Origin of the sequence: Paenibacillus sp. FSL R10-2788 (assembly GCF_038003885.1) — a bacterium.
Taxonomy (GTDB): Bacteria; Bacillota; Bacilli; order Paenibacillales; family Paenibacillaceae; genus Paenibacillus_AQ; species Paenibacillus_AQ odorifer.
On record NZ_JBBOQA010000001.1, the window covers coordinates 2,212,684 to 2,229,285 of the forward strand.

Sequence of the window (16,602 nt, forward strand, 5' to 3'; positions counted from 1 at the left end):
ACAACTTGGAGCTGACTCCAAGTCAAGACCTTATCTCTGGGACAAAATCTTTTTATTACGCCTTGACTTGGAGTCGACTCCAATTAATAAAATGTGCGTTAGAAGAGGAAGATATCCCGAATTCAGGAGGAGATTTACAATGAGCACTCAGCAACGTGAAAATATCGCATTGATTACAGGCGCTAACGCCGGGATTGGATTGGAATTAACTCGAAAACTGCTAGCGGAGGATTGGCAGGTGATTGCTTTGAACCGTTCCGATTTTCCGGCCGACGATGTGAACATCCAAAAAGCCATCAAAAACGGCTGGCTTCGTATTTATAAAACAACCGATCTCGCGGATTTTGCCAGCTTGAGAGGGACGCTGGAAGAGATCAAAGGCAAGGAGCAGCGAATCGATATTTTGTTCAACAATGCCGGCGGGAGCTTCCCCGAACTAAGCTATTCGAAACAGGGGCGCGAAAAGCACTATGAATTGATGACCGTTGTTCCGTATATTATTTTAATGGAATTGAAGGATATCCTACAAAAAGGACGCTTAAAAACGGTGATCAACACCTCATCCTCAGCGCTTAATTATACGAAAGAGTTTACGATAGAAATCTTGGAGCATCCCATAACCTTCCGCAAGCTGCTTGGTCCTTACGCCACCTCAAAGCTGGCATTATCGTTATGGACACAGGCCGCCGCGCCACAACTTGCTAACGAGGGCATCATGATTCGCAGTGTTGATCCGGGTAGCAATAACACATTGCGAAAAGGGAAAAATTCTGGACTGCCTCTTATAGTTAAACCGTTGATGAAGCTGTTTTTCTCTCCGCCAACCCACGGCGCCGGCCAATTGTATGAGGGTGCTCTGGGAGAACACCGTGAAGAGACAGGTATATTTCTTCGGAAAGGCCAGGTTGCGGATTTGAAATTTAAGGATCAAGCCCGGAATGTTTTGGAAAGGATTAATAATATCTACGAAAATGAGTATCTTCGTTGTTAATCTGATCTTTAGATCTCTAATTTTTTTTTGTAATTCCTCCAAACGTATGAGATAATAGAGTTTTTCCGTTGATTCTATTTTTCATGGCATGGTAGAGATGCCTGATCAAATATTGGAGGTAGGCTTGTTGGCGAAACAGTATCCTTTTGAATATGATCGGACCAAACCTTTTATGGAGCAAGTAGGGGAATGGGTCGGAGATGTATTCTATGAAATTCTTCCTGAGGCTGGATTTGAAGTACGTGATGAACAGATATACATGGCCTTTCAGGTAGAGCGAGCTTTTGCCGAGAAAAAGACGATTTTTTCTGAGGCAGGGGTCGGAACAGGCAAGACATTAGTGTATTTGTTGTATAGCATTTGTTACGCGCGTTATATGGGCAAACCTGCGATTATTGCATGTGCGGACGAGTCCTTGATTGAGCAGCTTGTGAAACCGGAAGGCGATATCGCCAAGCTTGCGAAGCATCTGAACATGAATATTGATGCCAGACTAGCGAAATCTCCGGATAAATATATGTGTCTGAAAAAGCTGGATCAGGCTCGGAACCATGATGATGAAAGCTTACCACTGGAGAGCTTGTACAGTACATTACCTGATTTTGTACATTCACATGCACCGATGCAGCAATTCCATGCTTATGGAGACCGCAGAGATTACCCTGATCTGAATGACGAACAATGGAACAAAATTAACTGGGATACGTTTCAGGACTGCTTTACTTGCGATATGCGTCACCGCTGCGGGCAGACCTTGTCCCGTGATCATTACCGGAAATCAAGTGATCTGATCATTTGTTCCCACGATTATTACATGGAGCATATTTGGACCTATGAAGCGCGTAAGCGGGAAGGGCAAATCCCTTTGCTTCCGGATCACTGTGCGGTTGTATTCGATGAAGGACATTTATTAGAATCAGCGGCCATGAAGGCGCTTGGCTATAAGATGAAGCATGTCGTCTTTGAAGAATTGATTTCTCGCCTGCTACAGAACGAGATTCGTGAAACGCTGGCCGTTCTGATTGATGAAGCGATCATGCAAAGTGAGCAAATGTTCAAAGCGATTCGCCGTCAATGCCGAAACATACCTGGATCAGATCGGAAAAGCATTGAGCTGAATGCTTCATTGATTCGTGAGGTACACCGGATGCGGAGTGTAATTGCTGCTATCGAAGAAGAATTAGTATTCGAAAGCGGACTCTACACGATTGATGAATACCAACTCCGAATTGTGGAGGAACGTTTGGAGACCATAGAGATCGCTTTGCGATTGTTTGAGGATTCAGGGGCTTTAATCTGCTGGGCGACAGAAGAAAGCGATGGTCTAACGCTGTCGGTCATGCCACGAAATGTCAAAGAGGTACTTCAAGACAGCCTGTTCACGCAAAAAATGCCAATCGTATTCTCATCGGCTACATTGTCTGTGGATAAATCATTCCAATACTTGAAGGACAGTCTTGGGATACAAGATTTTTTATCCTTCTCTGTAGACTCACCTTATGACTATGAGCACCAGATGAATGTCTATGTGCCAGAGCTTCAGAGTGGGGATTTTGCTGAGAAAATGGAAATTTCCCTGAAGCTTATTCAGCGGACTGAAGGTAGAGCACTGCTATTGTTCCGTACTCGTGAAGAGCTTCTGCAGTTCAAGCAGCTTAACTCGTTACGACCGGAAAGCAGTTCATATTCATTTTTATATGAAGGGGATCAAGAAATCAGCTATTTGATTTCGGCATTCCAACGGGATGAGCATAGCGTGTTATGTGCGGTCACCTTATGGGAAGGGCTGGACATCCCTGGACCTTCATTATCTAATGTGATCATATGGTCGTTGCCGTATCCTCCGCTTGATCCAGTGTTTATGGCAAAACGGGCGGAAACCTCCACTCCTTTTGAAGATGTGGATTTGCCTTACATGCTGTTAAGACTCAAACAAGGGATGGGGCGGCTGATTCGAACCGGTACAGATCAAGGAATTGTAACTGTACTTGCGGAAGAGGAAGGGCAACATCCAGTACACGAATATATAACTTCTGTACTTCCAAAAGGGACTCGACTACAGAAGCTGGAAGCTTAAATATCACTAACGATTATAATTGCTCCTTTGGTGAGGCAGATGCTACGGCATTTATGTTTCACTCGAAGGAGCTTTTTTTGTCTAAAATTAAGCATAAGTATTCCTAATTTTACGGATAGGATATTGGTATTTAACTTCCGAGCGATGTCGTATTATTGTTGAGCATGGGATGTATTTATACAGCATCATCTAGAGATTCATCAAGGAGTGTATACGACATGGGTCAATCAGAAGGTTTGTATCAACCAGATCACAACAAAAAGGTTGGGTTTGCATTAGGGATAGGGCTAACCTTAGTTATCGCATTATTGGCGAAATTTTTAGCGGGTTTTCCATTCCTATCTATTATGGGGCAATTGGTCATTGCCATCTTAATCGGGATTATTTGGCGAGCTACGATAGGAGTGCCAAATAGCATCACACATGGCACCGATTTTTCCAGTAAAAAACTGCTTCGTCTAGGGATTATCCTGCTCGGTATGCGGCTTAATCTAATGGATATCGTTGCTGCAGGACCCCGGGTATTTCTTTTGGCAGTCATCGTCATTATATTTGCGATCTCCGTTGTATACGGACTGGCTCGACTGTTCAAAGTAGATAAGCGCCTCAGTATCTTAACTGCCTGCGGAACTGCGATTTGCGGTGCGGCAGCGGTGGTTGCCATCGCTCCACAGATAAAAGCCAAAGATGACGAAACTGCCATTGGTGCAGCTATAGTAGCTATATTAGGCACAATATTTACACTGCTGTACACATTTTTATATCCTTTTCTCGGCTTATCAGATTTAGGTTATGGGGTATTCTCAGGAGCGACTTTACATGAAATTGCTCACGTTATCGCGGCTGCGGATGCTGGTGGAAATGCTGCCGTTGATATGGCGGTCATCGTTAAATTGACCCGGGTGGCCTTACTTGTGCCAGTGGCTATTTTAATTGGGATTTGGTCCAATCGTGAAGAAAGAAAAGTGCAAGGTGGAGCGGCTAAAGCTTCGTGGAAAAGCATTCCAATCCCTTGGTTTATTCTAGGATTTCTAGTCGTCAGTGGTGTGAATTCGTTAGGGATCGTCTCCGCATCAGTAGCCAATGGAATCGTTACGATTGCTTATATGTTAATCGCTATGGCGATGGCAGGGCTTGGGTTAAACGTTGATTTGGCGGCATTTAGACGGCTTGGAATGAAGTCTTTTGCAGCGGGACTTATAGGCTCGGTCATGTTATCTCTAGTTGGATTTATGTTAGTTCACTTACTTGCACTAGCGTAGTTAGCATGTACACCCTGAGTATGAAATGAGTTACTTCATATCCTAACAGCGTCTTTCTCTTTATCATTTAGTGTGGTAGGGTATGCATGAAATGAATGGAGGGACTTCAGGTGAAGTATTGCATAGGTGAATTTGCTTCCATTCTCGGGGTAACTGCGGATACGCTGAGATTATACGAGAAACATGATATTGTTAGGCCTACAAAAGATAACAGCAATAATTATAGATATTTTAATGATTTAGATGCAAGGGATCTGTTAATGAGCAGATGGTATCGCAGTATGGAAATTCCATTGCCCGAAGTGGCACTTTTGATGAAGGAGTCCTCTATTGAGCAAGTTATGGGAATGATGCAGCAGTCTCGGCAGAGTTTAGAAGAAGAGATTAAGCAAAAGACGATGCTGCTAAACAAGATGAATGAAATTCATAAAGAGCTTAAGGAAATAGAGTCCTCACTATATATATGTAAACTTAAACAGCTGCCAGGCATGTACAGGCTTAAGCAAACGGATAAAAATGCATTATTAAAAAATGATATCGTAAAAAGCCTCGTCAACACTTGGATGGATAGGCTTCCTTATGCGTTTTATTCTTTTAAGATTGAGGACGCGGGGGTGTTATCCGGTGATAATAACTTTGACTATAGCTGGGGGCTTACCTTACCAGAGGAGGAAGTGCAGAAATTTGCGATGGATATCGATGAATATGTAGAGTACATTAGCCCGAGTACCTGTATCTCTGCTATCATGTTATCTACGGATGGACATTATATCACGAAGAAATCCTTGCAGTTTATGATAGATTACATCGAAGCAAATGGATATACTATAGCGGGTGATGTGGTGGGTAAATTAATGCTTACTGAAAAAATAGAAGGCAATAACCGCTCGTATTTGGAAGTGAATATCCCAATTCTATAAGTGTATTTCTATAAACACCTGCTCTGAGAGCGGGTGTTTTTTCTTTTTGGACAAGAATTGGACATTGACCTTGGTGCTGCACCAATGTTTATACTTCGGTATATAGCTTGGCAACGTTCGGTAGATATGTATAGATATGAATGTGAAAAATATCACGTTATTGGCGAGCTATAAGATATTAGATACTGGGGGAGAAGAGAATGCGCAACAGAAATTTCACCAAGAAAATGCTCATGTTAACTTTTTGTATGGTGCTGATCGTTTCCATGCTGAGCGGATGCAAAGGAAATGGGGAGTCGGCAAATTCGTCATCATCATCTTTTAAAGCCGGTACATTCGCTGGGGAAGCGGAAGGCAAAGAAGGCGTGATTAAAGTAGAAGTCACTATGGATGAGCCAGATAAAATTAAAGATATCAAGATCGTAAGCCAGTCAGAAACGGGTGGTCTAGGCGATAGTGCACTTGAAAAAATAAAAGATCAAATTCTGGAAGGACAAACCTTGGCAGTAGATGCTGTTAGTGGTGCGAGTCTTTCCAGTGAAGCAATGCTCGCGGCCGTTGAAGATGCCGTAACCAAAGGTGGAGGAAATCTGGAAGTCCTCAAAGCCGGTGGCGTGCAAAAAGCGGGTGAAGGTAAAACGGAAAAGCTTGAATCAGACGTAGTGGTAGTAGGCGCCGGTGCTTCTGGTGTGTCCGCAGCGGTAACCGCTGCTGATAAAGGTGCCAAGGTTATTATTATCGAAAAAACAGGAGTTATCGGGGGAGCAAGTAATCTATCCTGGGCTGGTAAGTTCTATAATTCTTCCGCAGCTACTGACAATAATCTTAAAGTAAATGTGGAAAAAGAAATTGCCGATTGGATTGTCAACAATCACTGGAGAGTTGACGCTGCAGCAATTAGACAATACGTAACGAAATCCGGTGAAACTTATGATTGGTTAGCAGAAAAAGGGTATAAAACCAGCTTCCTAAACTTTTTCGGAGAGCAGCTGCATGTACTGCCAGCTTATGAAACCCGTGAAGAGACCCTTCGGAAAATGTTGGCTGAATCGGTTGAACAAAAGGGTGGACAAGTGATCACTGAAACCACTGCCAAAAAGCTGATTACCAATGAAGCAGGAGAAGTTACAGGTATTGTGGCTGAGAAATCAGACGGGACTACTCTTGAAATCACAGCAAAAAGTGTCATAATGGCAACAGGCGGTTATGCCGCAAATTCGGAAATGGTTAAAGAAGCTTTTGGCTTTGAAGGGGTTAACGGAGGACTAGGTCAGAACGTTGGGGAAGGTCTGAAGATGGCTTGGGAAGCAGGAGCCAAGGTTCCTGATAACTTCGGTGGACAGATGCTGCACCAAACATTAGCCAGAGCAACACAAGGACTAAAAGCACAATATGAGCCTTTTGAAGCAAGTTATCCGCTCATGTTGACATATCTGCCTAACTTCATGAATGTCAGTTCTTCCGGAGCACGTTTCAGAGATGAAGCAGCTACATTAACATCGGTCGCAGCAGCTAATACGAGTGCATTTAATGGTGCTTATCATATGGTTATCGTATCAAAATCACAATTGGCTGCTCTTCAGTCCAAGGGGATGAAAGGTGTTAACGCACCAAGCCTGCCAGGAATGCCACCAGAATTTTATGCCGAATTTGCAGATCAATTCACGTTAGAGAATCCATGGGTAAATGCAGAAAAGGTCTTTGATTCTATGGTAGAAAACGGAGATGGCTTCAAAGGAAATACAATCGAAGAATTAGCAACAAATGCAGGTATGGATGTAGATGTGTTTGTAGAAAATTACAATAGTTATAAAGAAGCTACAAAAACTGGTGTGGATACTGAATTTGGTAAAGCTGCTGATTATTTAGAGCCAATGGGCGAAGAAGGACCATATTATGCCATCGTCGCTGAAATCAACAACTTGGGTTCTGTAGGTGGCTTGCTGGTAAACACTAAGTTCCAAGTGCTAAATGATAAACGTACACCAGTAAAAGGATTGTTTGCTGTAGGGCTTGAATCGGAAGGCGTATTATTCAACGATACCTATGTTGGCAATGGGGTTGGAATTGGTTATTCCTTTACCTCAGGTCGTCTAGGTGGAGAGAGCGCGGCAAACAGTGCTTTGAAAGCTAATTAACGACAATTTCCCGGAAAATAATTCAATCTTTTTAAAGACGCAGAGTAGACAACTCTGCGTCTTTTTTTGCTGGAGATTAGAGCCAATCTTCTTTTAGCAAAGATTTAAGAAGCTCTACATTTGTTACTCCTAGCTTGGCAGCGATCTGCTGCTCTAATTCAATTTTGGTGATCATCATTCTGTTATTGCATTCTATACCCTTTGGAGTGAGGACAATATTTTTGTCACGCTGATTTCCTTCGACTTCAACGGCTTCAACATAACCACGGGATAACATGCCTTGAATGCTTTTATGCGTGCCCTGTCTTGAAATATGAATTATTCTACTGATTTCTGAGATCGATAACATTTCTCGGGCCTCAAGAACTGCAAGAATGTGGGATTCGGTCTTATTAATTTGATCCGGGTCTTTGTCTGTCACTATTTTACGTAAAGCTAGATGCTTCTCACTGAGTAAATCGATCAGGTTCATTTTTTGCAGCTGCTTATTCATTAGAACACTCCTAAATCATGGCTCGTTTACCCCAGTATAAGACATTTGCGAATATTGTCAACTTGGTTGACTTGATTTGAGAATTTGTGTTATTGTAATCCAAGTTGACAATATAGAGATAAAAGGAGCTTGAAGATGGGAAGAAACAAAAAAGAAGCATTTTTATTTACGTTCATCATGTGTTTTTTGATGGTGCTGGGTATGAGTATTTACAATGTAGCACTAATGGAGGGTTGGTCAGGCACGTTAGTTAAGGATGTGATTGTCGGCTACTTGCCTGCATTTATAGTTGCACTCATTCTAGATGTATTTGTTGTAGGCAAGGTTGCGAAGGGGATCGCGCATAAGCTGGTTAAAGAAAATGATCCGATGATCAAAAAAATCATGTTCATATCCTTTTTTATGGTGACCGGAATGGTATTGTTCATGTCCTTCTATGGCGCAGTTCTCCATGTTGGATTTTCTGCTGAACTACCAAGAGCTTATCTGTCTGCCATAGGTAAAAATTTTATTTTTGCACTTCCACTGCAAATCATTTTAGTTGGGCCGCTTACACGATTTATTTTTGTGAAAATTACTCCAGCTGTGTCTGCGTAGGGAATAAATCAATAGAAGCAATTTACAACAAAACGCTCTCCGTCTGCCCGAATAAGCAGAAGAGAGCGTTTTGTTTTTTAAAAGATTAGAAACGTTTATCTATGGCTCGCTCGTTTACGTAAGCGCGTGAACTCTCTTTTTTACAGGTTCGAGTAGATTTAGGGCATACTCATTTCCGCTACCTTTGGGACTATCGTTGCGGATATGCTCCTCCAGACATAATCTGGAATCGTGATCCGCTTGATAATCAGGATGAGTATCCAGATACCCCATTAGGGCTTGCCATGAGCCGTAGATATCATCAGTGCTTTCTGTCAGAGCATAGAGGCCGCCGTCGAGCCGCATTTCCTTTAGATGAGCTGGTATCTTCACATTTTCCGGAATTGAGGCACAGAATCCATATCCGTAAGGTTTATTCTCACCACTTGGATGCGGGTTCGTATTGCCGCCAAACAGCCGTGCTGTGCCTAATAGTTGACTAGCGTCCAGCCAATCATTAACTGGAATCATAGCTTCATCTTCTGGAGAGGTACTAACCGCAACATTGTAGGCAAATCTCATAGCTGGGAGAGTAATGAATCTTACATGAATAGGGGTAGAGTGATTAATAGTTGGCATAGATATAACCTCCTCAGTTTTAGTCATACCATCCGATGGACTGCATGACTTTTCGTTTAGTTCAGATAATAATTGATTTGTAATGGGTTCCTCGAGATGGGCGGATATCCACTGTAAAAAGAGATGGATTTCACCTTCTCTATTTGTTAGTTCTGTTTTTTGATTGTGAATAGAAGCCGCTTGCTGGCTGAGCGCTTCGTACATGGACTGAACGGACATATGTTTAAGCACAGTTCCAATATCCTTGATGCTAATATCCAGCTTTCTTAATAATGAGGTAACCCGAATGGCGAGTATTGCTTTCTCATCATAAATCCGCCAGCCAGAGCTGCTGTCCCGCTTACTTTCAAACAATCCTTGTGCTTCCCAGTGACGCAGAGTCCGACTCGTCAGTCCGAATTGCGCAGAAAGCTTATCAATGGTAACAAATCCGCTCATAGACAACTCCCATTTCATAGTTTGATAAGGCGCCTTATGTGGATTATTTTAGCATTTAACGTTACGTCAATTGCAAGGAGAATTAATGATTGGGTATTCGAGATAATTTACATTTCTCATACAAAACATTGTCCAGTATTTAACGTCCAGCTTCTACAATCAAGGTATTGGTAGAATGTACCTATTGCAATATGAGGCTTTATACGGAGGATGATATTGTTGAAAGCTAGGTCTATGCATCTAACTATGAAATGGAAGTTGATTTTGAGTTTTTCCGCCGTTGTTCTTTTCTTTTTGGGAGTAGCGTTTTATCAAAACCATAAAATCAGTCAAGTGGAGATTTCTATGGAAACGCAAAAAGCTGAGATGGAAAAACGAATTACCGTGTCTATCATTACGCAACTGCTGCAGGAAATGAATGCGGTAGAATCTTCGTTAGCGGGTTCGAGTGATTTGGAGTTCGTCCAACCCTTTAAGGACAAGCAAACAAAGCTGACTAAAGAGTTGGCGACGGTGGATTTTGCGGCAGATTCGCCGGCATTTAAAGAGTTAGAACAATTACATAGTCAGATTGGGGAATATACGGGATATTTTGACGAATTGGTAAAGACCATAGAAGATGAGCAGCTCGATCCCATGAGTGTGCTGGAACAAATCGATGAATTACATACGAAAGCTACAGCGTTGAGTGAAGTCATGCTAGTGACTAATGAACAATTGTATACGGCAGCAGCAGAAAATGCAGAAAAAGCACAGGATTATTCTTTTGATCTGCTTAATCTAACCACCTCTATAGTTGCTTACGCAGCTGTGCTAGTGTTTATTTTCACATTAGTGATTGCGGTTATGCTCATACGTTCCTTTCTGAATCCTATCCATAAACTGCAAGTGGCTCTGCGAAAAATTGCCGAAGGAGATTTGCATCAGCAGATTAACTCACCTTACAACGATGAGTTGGGCAGTTTGAGTCATCATTTTGATCATATGGTGGAGCGGGTCCGGGAAATGCTTCAGCATACCCAGTCAGTAGCCTCTTCGCTGGCAACTTATTCGCATTCTTTTCAAGAATCTTCATCTATAACGGCGCATACGAATCAAGATATCGTAAGCACTATACAGGAAATCTCGGTAGGCGCAGAACAGCAGGCAGGACAATCCGAGCAGAGCGCTGGCCTGATTCAGGAGCTGGAACGTGAAGTGAATGAGATCACGGAGTATACCGAGGTTATGCTGGCTACCAGTCAAACGGCTAATCACAATACTCGTAAAGGATCTGAATCCGTCATCGCCCTCCGGGAGGTGTCTGAGCATTCGCGAGAATCTGTTAATAAAGTATATCTGGCTTTAACCAAACTGAGTGATCAATCAAAGGACATCTCGCGCATCACTAAATCCATAACAGATATTTCTAATCAGACCAATATCCTCTCACTTAACGCAGCAATTGAAGCAGCCCGCGCGGGTGCCTACGGAAAAGGGTTCGCTGTCATCGCTGATGAAGTAAGACAATTATCTGTGCAGACCAAAGAGTCCTCCGTACATATCAGTCAGATTATTAGCGAGCTGCAATCCGGGATGGATGAATTCCAGCAATATATGCTGGTGACCAAAGGAAATCTTGAGGAACAGGATCATAAAGTGGCCGAAACGTTGTCCTCTTTCGAAGCGATTGATCAATCTATTGTGGAGATTAGTAAACAGATTGGGCAAATTCACGACAAAGTGGATATGACTCAGACTATGAACCGTAGACTCGCAGAGTCTGTGCATGCCGTCGCGGCCATCGCCGAGGAAACTGCGGCAGGAGTGCAAGAGGTGAACGCCTCCAGCGTACAGCAGGATCATGCTATCCGTGATATAGCCCGTCAAGCCATTGAGATTAATGAAATTTCGCAGAATTTATTCAAAGAAATCAATATTTTTAAGATTGATTCAGATGGGGACGATGGGGTCAGCGATGAAGGGGACAGGGATACAAAGCATGCTGGCACTCCAGAAGCTGGGGACACATTAGGAGACGCATTAGGAGATGATACATTAGGTGCTGGCGATCCTCCAGATGATAGCGGTACTCCAAATGATGGTGGTACACCAAATGCAGACGCTTCTAAAGAGGGGTCTTATCTGACAATCTCTGCGTAGCTCAGCGGGAATTGGCATTCGTAGCGTAAGGTGGAATAGGGAATAGAGAATAGAGAAGAGAGAAGAGAGAAGAGAGTAGAGAGTAGGGAGTAGGGAGTAGGGAGTAGGGAGTAGAGTAGAGAGTAGAGAGTAGAGTCCAGAGATTAGAGTTTATAGAATAGAGTTTAGAGATGAGAGGCTAAAGTTTAGCGCTTAGTGAGGTTCTATCTGCCGTTTTGATTTTAAGTGTATTTTATACAACTAAAAAGGTTTGTATTTAGCTTGATTAGGGTTTAGTTGTATTTAGTGCAGCTATTTCGAGCTGAAAAGGGGATAGCGGCTGTTTAGTGGGGATTTAATTGCATGAAATACAACTAAAACCAGGTGGGAGTGCACATACCTGAAAATAGTTGTATAGAGTGCAATTAACTCAACGCATAATTGTGATTTGTTGCATAAAGAAGCTGGCTCCTTCGTGGGAGTATCCACGAAGGAGCCAGCTTTTTTATGTAGAAATATAATTAGTCCTCGTAAGTTTGATTTAGGGTGCTAACTAACTCTGGGAGCCAGTCGCTTAGAGTGAGAAACTTGTATCCCTCCGATTGAGCTTTAGCTGTATCCATAAACCAGGATTGTGTGATCCCGAATGGAGAATTATGCGCATCCGCTGTTTCGCTTTGAATGACGGCTTGTTTTCTGGTCTCTTTTTCAATCAGCGAGATAAGCTCCTTAATACTAACCGTACCGTCTGAGCAAGCGTTGAGAGGACCCGTCACCGTCGAGTTGCCAAGCCAATACAGAAAATCAGCGGCTTCGTCCGAACGGATAAAACAGATATTTGCATCTGGATTCGGAATCCCGATGGGCAGCTCGTTACGTACATGTTCGATATGAAAATGGAGTCTTCGTGTATAATCGTCAGTTCCCAGAACAATCGGAAAGCGGACAGCGGCTACAGGGAAGTTAGCTTGTTGGATAAGGACGGCTTCCGCCAGTCTTTTCCCCTCCTGATAGGTGAAGTCATTTCGTCCTCCATAACGAATAGGGTGCGTTTCAGGATCGAACACCTCTTCCGTCAGCGCTTGCTCACTGAAATCATAAACAGATAAACTTGAAGTCAGTATGTAACGTGTGGTTTTGCCGTCAAAAATACGGCGCGCCTGATCCGCTTCATCAGGTGAAAAACAAATATTATCGTAGACTACATCCCAACTCGTATCACCTAATGCTTGAGCGAAGGCCTCCGGTTGAGACCGATCCACCTGTATCCGGTGAACGAGATCGCCAAAAGGGTCGCTTGTTTCCCCGCGCGTTAATATGGTTACTTCGTTCTTAGAATCCTCAAGCAGACGCTCGACCAAACGTTTCCCAAAAAAGCGTGTGCCGCCTAAAATAAGAATCTTACTCATCAACCTCACTCCTTGATTGCTATTAATGGTTATTAAAATGACTGTTTATTGGTTTATGTGAAGCTTCTGATTCATTGTAGAGAAGCGGCGGGATCAGCCAGATCAGCAGCAATGTATTGAGTTTTGAGTGATACAAATTGGACTAAAGGGAAAGAGTTAGTTTTGAGTGTACTTCGTGCAATAGAATTCGTATTAGAGTGGAGAAAATTTGAATCTATTGCACTCTATGCAATCAATGGATGAGTAAGTGGCATTAAACTAACTTTTCACCAGAATCTATTGCAGAAAGTACAGCAGATTCAATTTTTGCTGCCAGGACGGCGGAGTCTGTTGCACAATATGCAACGTTTGTAGCTAGTTACCACAAACAGCCCAAATGTTAATTACACATTAAGCGAACTAATCGCAAATATATCTGTTCGTTTTTAACGTAACGAGACACTTAGCTGCCCGAAATCGAGCTTAACGAAAAACTACGCCACCATACACATTCCTGGCGTGGTATAATTCCAGCTGTTTGAACTGAATCCACCAGCTTGGAAGGTCTGGAAGCCTTGCAAGCTTTGGCTCGATACCGCCATTACAGGTTCCTGGCTTTCGTCCGCAAATACAAGCTCGATCAGCTCGGCAATTTCTCCATGTTCATACGCGGCTGCAAGGCGGCTCAAGACAATCTGCATGGCTGTCTGTGGTAAGGAAGGACCATCGGCCTGAAGCAGCTCTTGTCTTACGAGAGGAAGGGCTTGCCGGGCTCGGTGCAGAGCGGCTTTTATTGCCCCTTCTGTGGTATCGAGAATCTCGGCAGCTTCCATTGCAGAGTGTCCCAACACATCTCGAAGCAGGAATACCGCCTGCTGCAGCGGAGATAAATGCTCCTGTAGTGCTTGAAAAGCAGCTTCAATCTCAAATGAACCATACTCCGCAGAGGCTTCAGTGGGGGACTGATCCAGCTCCAACACTCGTGACAAGGTGGCTTTTCGCCGCATGATATCAATCCATGTGTTTCGGGCAATCCGAAAAAGCAATGCCTCAGGATTTGGGTGATTTGTAGAACTTGTATGATGAGTAGAATTTGTAGGAATCGTAGAATGCATTGCAGATTTTGCAGATTTTGTAGATGGTGCAGTCTTAGATGGCGTTACAGCCTTAGCAGACGTTGCAGCCTTAGAAAACGTATAGTTCATTTGATTAGTTTGATTAGTTTCAAGTTTTTCATTAGCTCCATTTGCTCCATTAGCCTTATCATTTTCAATGGTTTCTTTATTTTGTTTAACTTCATTCATTAGACTGTTCCCATTATTTGTGCTCGTTGAGTCCGAAGGCTTCATATAACCAAGGGCCTTGACCCATGTATCCTGAGCTAAATCATCGGCATCCCACGGGGATTGTGTCAATGCAAGACAATATCGCTTCAGAGCTATCTGCAAAGACCTGGTGTTACTTTCATCCGGCGCATCTCCGGTGCTAAGCTTCTCAAGGATGATCACTCTGCATAACTCCTTTTCCAGTAAGGTGATTTCGATTACTTCTAATAATAAACGAATGAGCAGGAAATTAAGATACGCAATTTTAAAAAATAAAAATTCTCACGCCTAACGTATCCTATCCCCATGCTAATCCGTTTACAGGGTAGATTTCAAAACTCTAAAATAGATGGAGGTCGAATACGGATGGCGTACGTTCCTTATGTAGTCGAACAAACGAATCAAGGTGAAAGATCTTACGATATTTATTCGCGGCTGTTGAAGGACCGGATAGTGTTCGTAGGTGCGGAAATTGAGGATCAGCTGGCTAACAGTATTGTTGCCCAGTTATTGTTTTTATCAGCAGAAGATCCGGATAAAGATATACACATGTATATTAATTGTCCAGGTGGCTCTATCACCGCAGGCTTCAGTATTTATGACACGATGCAGCTTATTAAGCCGCCGGTGAATACCATTTGTACAGGAATGGCGGCTTCTTTTGGTTCTTTGTTGTTATTGGCTGGGGCCAAAGGGAAACGTTATGCCCTGCCGAATAGCGAGATTATGATTCATCAGCCGCATGGTGGGGCGCAGGGGCAGGCTAGTGACATTGCGATCAGTGCCAAACGTATTTTGAAGGCAAGGGAAGTGCTTGTGCAAATTACAGCGGACCGAACTGGGCAGACGGTAGAGAAGGTACTTCAAGATATGGATCGAGATTATTTCATGTCAGCCGATGAGGCGGTGGAATACGGAATTATCGATAAGGTCATCACAAATCTCTAAGACGAAGGAGTGAAGAAGGCTATGCTGGAGGTTTTGCAGGGAAAAGAGGTAACAATCTATTTTGTGGATGGCTCCAACGCTACAAAAGGAGTGCTGGAAACGGTAAGTGAAAATTTCGTCAAATATCGGACGGATTTTGAAGAGTTTTATATTCCAATCAGCTCGATCTGTTCCATCTCTCTAGATACCAAAACGCGTGAACGAGCCAAAGTAGGATTCACACAATAACATCAACAACATCATCTGTATAAAAAAGGGTTAGGAGCTCCACATCTCCTAACCCGTACTTTCCCGAATAGCCAAATAATGAGCCACATTTGCATGATGCGGCACAACGGTCTCCCCTTTAATCAGCTTGATTAAGGTTCGGGTGGCGGTCATCCCAATCTCCGTTCCAGAGTATTCAACCGAGGAAAGCTTAGGTCGAACGATAGAGGCAATGAAGCTGTTATCAAATCCGAACACGGCGACATCAGCTGGCACCCGTAGACCGTTATCGGTTAAATGATTCATGGCTCCAACTGCCATCCAATCTGTAGAGCAAAACACCGCAGTAGGTAACTCCCCGCTATCCATAATTCGGCGCATGGCGTCGCTCCCATCTTCGACGGCCATCGCACTTTCTACTACCCATTCTTTCCTTAAGGTTATGCCTGCATCCATAAGGGCTTGTAGATAGCCTTTATACCGATCCCCACCCACCGCATTATCTCCCGAGCCGCGAATCATAGCGATTTTGCGATGACCTTTTTGAATCAGATAAGTAACAGCTTCATAAGAGGCAGTTATATTGTCCAGATGAACGGAAGGAATCGTATCCACCTGCGATTGTTGCCCGACAAGCACGCAAGGTGTATTTGAGCTGCGGATGATCTCCAGATGTTCATGGTTTGGAATAGAACCCACAAATATATTTCCTTCTGTCCCCATCCGCTGGAACATCTTCAAATAATGTTGTTCACTTTCTGCACTGCCGTCCGTTAATCCGACCATAATGTCGTAGCCATACAAATCCGCGAGATCGCGAATGCCAACATTGAAGTCATCCAGTACAGTGTTGCTATTCTGCGGAATGATCACACCGATCAACTGTGTATTAGCTTTGTCCGTTTCAAGGCTGATGACATTCGGACGGTAGTTGGTTTGTTTAATAGCTTCCAGTACGCGTTTACGGACATCATCGTTTACTGGTTTGCTGTTATTGATTACCCTGGACACCGTAGAGATCGAAACGTTCGCCATTTGGGCTATATCTTTTATCTTTACCTTCAAGAAGATCACCATAA

Annotated in this window: 14 protein-coding genes and 1 pseudogene; 9 read left to right on the forward strand and 6 right to left on the reverse strand. The window is 43.2% G+C overall.

The features are described 5' to 3' along the window. Nucleotides 1-139 precede the first annotated feature (139 nt). The 5 genes from NSQ50_RS09560 (at nt 140) to NSQ50_RS09580 (ending at nt 7,388) form a co-directional block, all read left to right on the forward strand. Nucleotides 140-991: an SDR family NAD(P)-dependent oxidoreductase gene (locus NSQ50_RS09560; RefSeq protein WP_038569743.1), complete on the forward strand. Its 852-nt coding sequence runs from the start codon at nt 140-142 to the stop codon at nt 989-991. A 172-nt stretch (nt 992-1,163) separates the two neighbouring features. Then, complete coding sequence (locus tag NSQ50_RS09565; protein WP_370510916.1) at nt 1,164-3,068, forward strand: ATP-dependent DNA helicase; 1,905 nt, start codon at nt 1,164-1,166, stop codon at nt 3,066-3,068. A 218-nt stretch (nt 3,069-3,286) separates the two neighbouring features. Beyond that, nucleotides 3,287-4,330 carry a YeiH family protein gene (locus tag NSQ50_RS09570; protein WP_038569746.1) on the forward strand — a complete coding sequence of 348 codons (1,044 nt, stop codon included), beginning with the start codon at nt 3,287-3,289 and terminating at the stop codon, nt 4,328-4,330. Nucleotides 4,331-4,440: 110 nt separating this feature from the next. After that, nucleotides 4,441-5,250, forward strand: a complete 810-nt coding sequence (locus tag NSQ50_RS09575) for a MerR family transcriptional regulator (RefSeq protein ID WP_036679284.1) — start codon at nt 4,441-4,443, stop codon at nt 5,248-5,250. A 200-nt stretch (nt 5,251-5,450) separates the two neighbouring features. Continuing rightward, the gene (locus NSQ50_RS09580; RefSeq protein ID WP_076223312.1) at nt 5,451-7,388 is read left to right on the forward strand and encodes an FAD-dependent oxidoreductase; all 1,938 of its coding nucleotides are present in this window, start codon (nt 5,451-5,453) and stop codon (nt 7,386-7,388) included. A 76-nt stretch (nt 7,389-7,464) separates the two neighbouring features. Here the strand turns inward: NSQ50_RS09580 and NSQ50_RS09585 are convergent, their stop codons facing one another. Next, entirely contained in the window at nt 7,465-7,881 is a 417-nt protein-coding gene (locus NSQ50_RS09585) for a MarR family winged helix-turn-helix transcriptional regulator (protein ID WP_038569750.1), read from the reverse strand. A gap of 135 nt (nt 7,882-8,016) precedes the next feature. Here NSQ50_RS09585 and NSQ50_RS09590 point away from each other — a divergent pair, with 135 nt between their 5' ends. Further along, on the forward strand, nt 8,017-8,478 hold the full coding sequence (locus tag NSQ50_RS09590; RefSeq protein WP_076218537.1) for a DUF2798 domain-containing protein: 462 nt from the start codon (nt 8,017-8,019) through the stop codon (nt 8,476-8,478). A gap of 114 nt (nt 8,479-8,592) precedes the next feature. On the opposite strand, the gene NSQ50_RS09595 is transcribed toward NSQ50_RS09590, so the two are convergent. Then, nucleotides 8,593-9,534, reverse strand: coding sequence for a MerR family transcriptional regulator (locus tag NSQ50_RS09595; RefSeq protein ID WP_076223308.1), 942 nt, complete (start codon nt 9,532-9,534; stop codon nt 8,593-8,595). A 345-nt stretch (nt 9,535-9,879) separates the two neighbouring features. Between NSQ50_RS09595 and NSQ50_RS09600 the strand changes: the two genes are divergently transcribed. Further along, entirely contained in the window at nt 9,880-11,676 is a 1,797-nt protein-coding gene (locus NSQ50_RS09600) for a methyl-accepting chemotaxis protein (RefSeq protein ID WP_179087742.1), read from the forward strand. A 500-nt stretch (nt 11,677-12,176) separates the two neighbouring features. Here NSQ50_RS09600 and NSQ50_RS09605 read toward each other — a convergent pair whose 3' ends face one another. From NSQ50_RS09605 to NSQ50_RS31570, 3 genes and pseudogenes are all read right to left on the reverse strand, one after another. Further along, on the reverse strand, nt 12,177-13,064 hold the full coding sequence (locus tag NSQ50_RS09605) for an NAD-dependent epimerase/dehydratase family protein (protein WP_076107500.1): 888 nt from the start codon (nt 13,062-13,064) through the stop codon (nt 12,177-12,179). Nucleotides 13,065-13,537: 473 nt separating this feature from the next. Next, entirely contained in the window at nt 13,538-14,392 is an 855-nt protein-coding gene (locus NSQ50_RS09610; protein ID WP_445670439.1) for an RNA polymerase sigma factor, read from the reverse strand. Further along, a pseudogene (locus NSQ50_RS31570) lies at nt 14,390-14,491 on the reverse strand (sigma factor); the annotation flags it as partial. The pseudogene NSQ50_RS31570 and the gene NSQ50_RS09610, both read right to left, overlap by 3 nt. A 243-nt stretch (nt 14,492-14,734) precedes the next feature. Between NSQ50_RS31570 and clpP the strand changes: the two are divergent. Beyond that, the gene (clpP, locus tag NSQ50_RS09615; RefSeq protein ID WP_036679301.1) at nt 14,735-15,316 is read left to right on the forward strand and encodes an ATP-dependent Clp endopeptidase proteolytic subunit ClpP; all 582 of its coding nucleotides are present in this window, start codon (nt 14,735-14,737) and stop codon (nt 15,314-15,316) included. Nucleotides 15,317-15,337: 21 nt separating this feature from the next. Next, on the forward strand, nt 15,338-15,544 hold the full coding sequence (locus NSQ50_RS09620) for a hypothetical protein (RefSeq protein WP_036679303.1): 207 nt from the start codon (nt 15,338-15,340) through the stop codon (nt 15,542-15,544). 48 nt (nt 15,545-15,592) lie between these two features. Here NSQ50_RS09620 and NSQ50_RS09625 read toward each other — a convergent pair whose 3' ends face one another. Further along, nucleotides 15,593-16,600, reverse strand: coding sequence for a LacI family DNA-binding transcriptional regulator (locus NSQ50_RS09625; protein ID WP_076134016.1), 1,008 nt, complete (start codon nt 16,598-16,600; stop codon nt 15,593-15,595). Nucleotides 16,601-16,602: the final 2 nt, after the last annotated feature.

What these genes read in the sequence shown, in the direction of transcription:
- NSQ50_RS09585 (WP_038569750.1), bottom strand. Translation starts at nt 7,881, where the DNA reads ATGAATAAGCAGCTGCAAAAAATGAACCTGATCGATTTACTCAGTGAG.
- NSQ50_RS09610 (WP_445670439.1), bottom strand. Translation starts at nt 14,392, where the DNA reads ATGAAGCCTTCGGACTCAACGAGCACAAATAATGGGAACAGTCTAATG.
- NSQ50_RS09625 (WP_076134016.1), bottom strand. Translation starts at nt 16,600, where the DNA reads ATGGTGATCTTCTTGAAGGTAAAGATAAAAGATATAGCCCAAATGGCG.
- NSQ50_RS09600 (WP_179087742.1), top strand. Translation starts at nt 9,880, where the DNA reads ATGGAAACGCAAAAAGCTGAGATGGAAAAACGAATTACCGTGTCTATC.
- NSQ50_RS09580 (WP_076223312.1), top strand. Translation starts at nt 5,451, where the DNA reads ATGCGCAACAGAAATTTCACCAAGAAAATGCTCATGTTAACTTTTTGT.
- NSQ50_RS09595 (WP_076223308.1), bottom strand. Translation starts at nt 9,534, where the DNA reads ATGAGCGGATTTGTTACCATTGATAAGCTTTCTGCGCAATTCGGACTG.
- clpP (WP_036679301.1), top strand. Translation starts at nt 14,735, where the DNA reads ATGGCGTACGTTCCTTATGTAGTCGAACAAACGAATCAAGGTGAAAGA.
- NSQ50_RS09620 (WP_036679303.1), top strand. Translation starts at nt 15,338, where the DNA reads ATGCTGGAGGTTTTGCAGGGAAAAGAGGTAACAATCTATTTTGTGGAT.
- NSQ50_RS09590 (WP_076218537.1), top strand. Translation starts at nt 8,017, where the DNA reads ATGGGAAGAAACAAAAAAGAAGCATTTTTATTTACGTTCATCATGTGT.
- NSQ50_RS09605 (WP_076107500.1), bottom strand. Translation starts at nt 13,064, where the DNA reads ATGAGTAAGATTCTTATTTTAGGCGGCACACGCTTTTTTGGGAAACGT.
- NSQ50_RS09565 (WP_370510916.1), top strand. Translation starts at nt 1,164, where the DNA reads ATGGAGCAAGTAGGGGAATGGGTCGGAGATGTATTCTATGAAATTCTT.
- NSQ50_RS09570 (WP_038569746.1), top strand. Translation starts at nt 3,287, where the DNA reads ATGGGTCAATCAGAAGGTTTGTATCAACCAGATCACAACAAAAAGGTT.
- NSQ50_RS09560 (WP_038569743.1), top strand. Translation starts at nt 140, where the DNA reads ATGAGCACTCAGCAACGTGAAAATATCGCATTGATTACAGGCGCTAAC.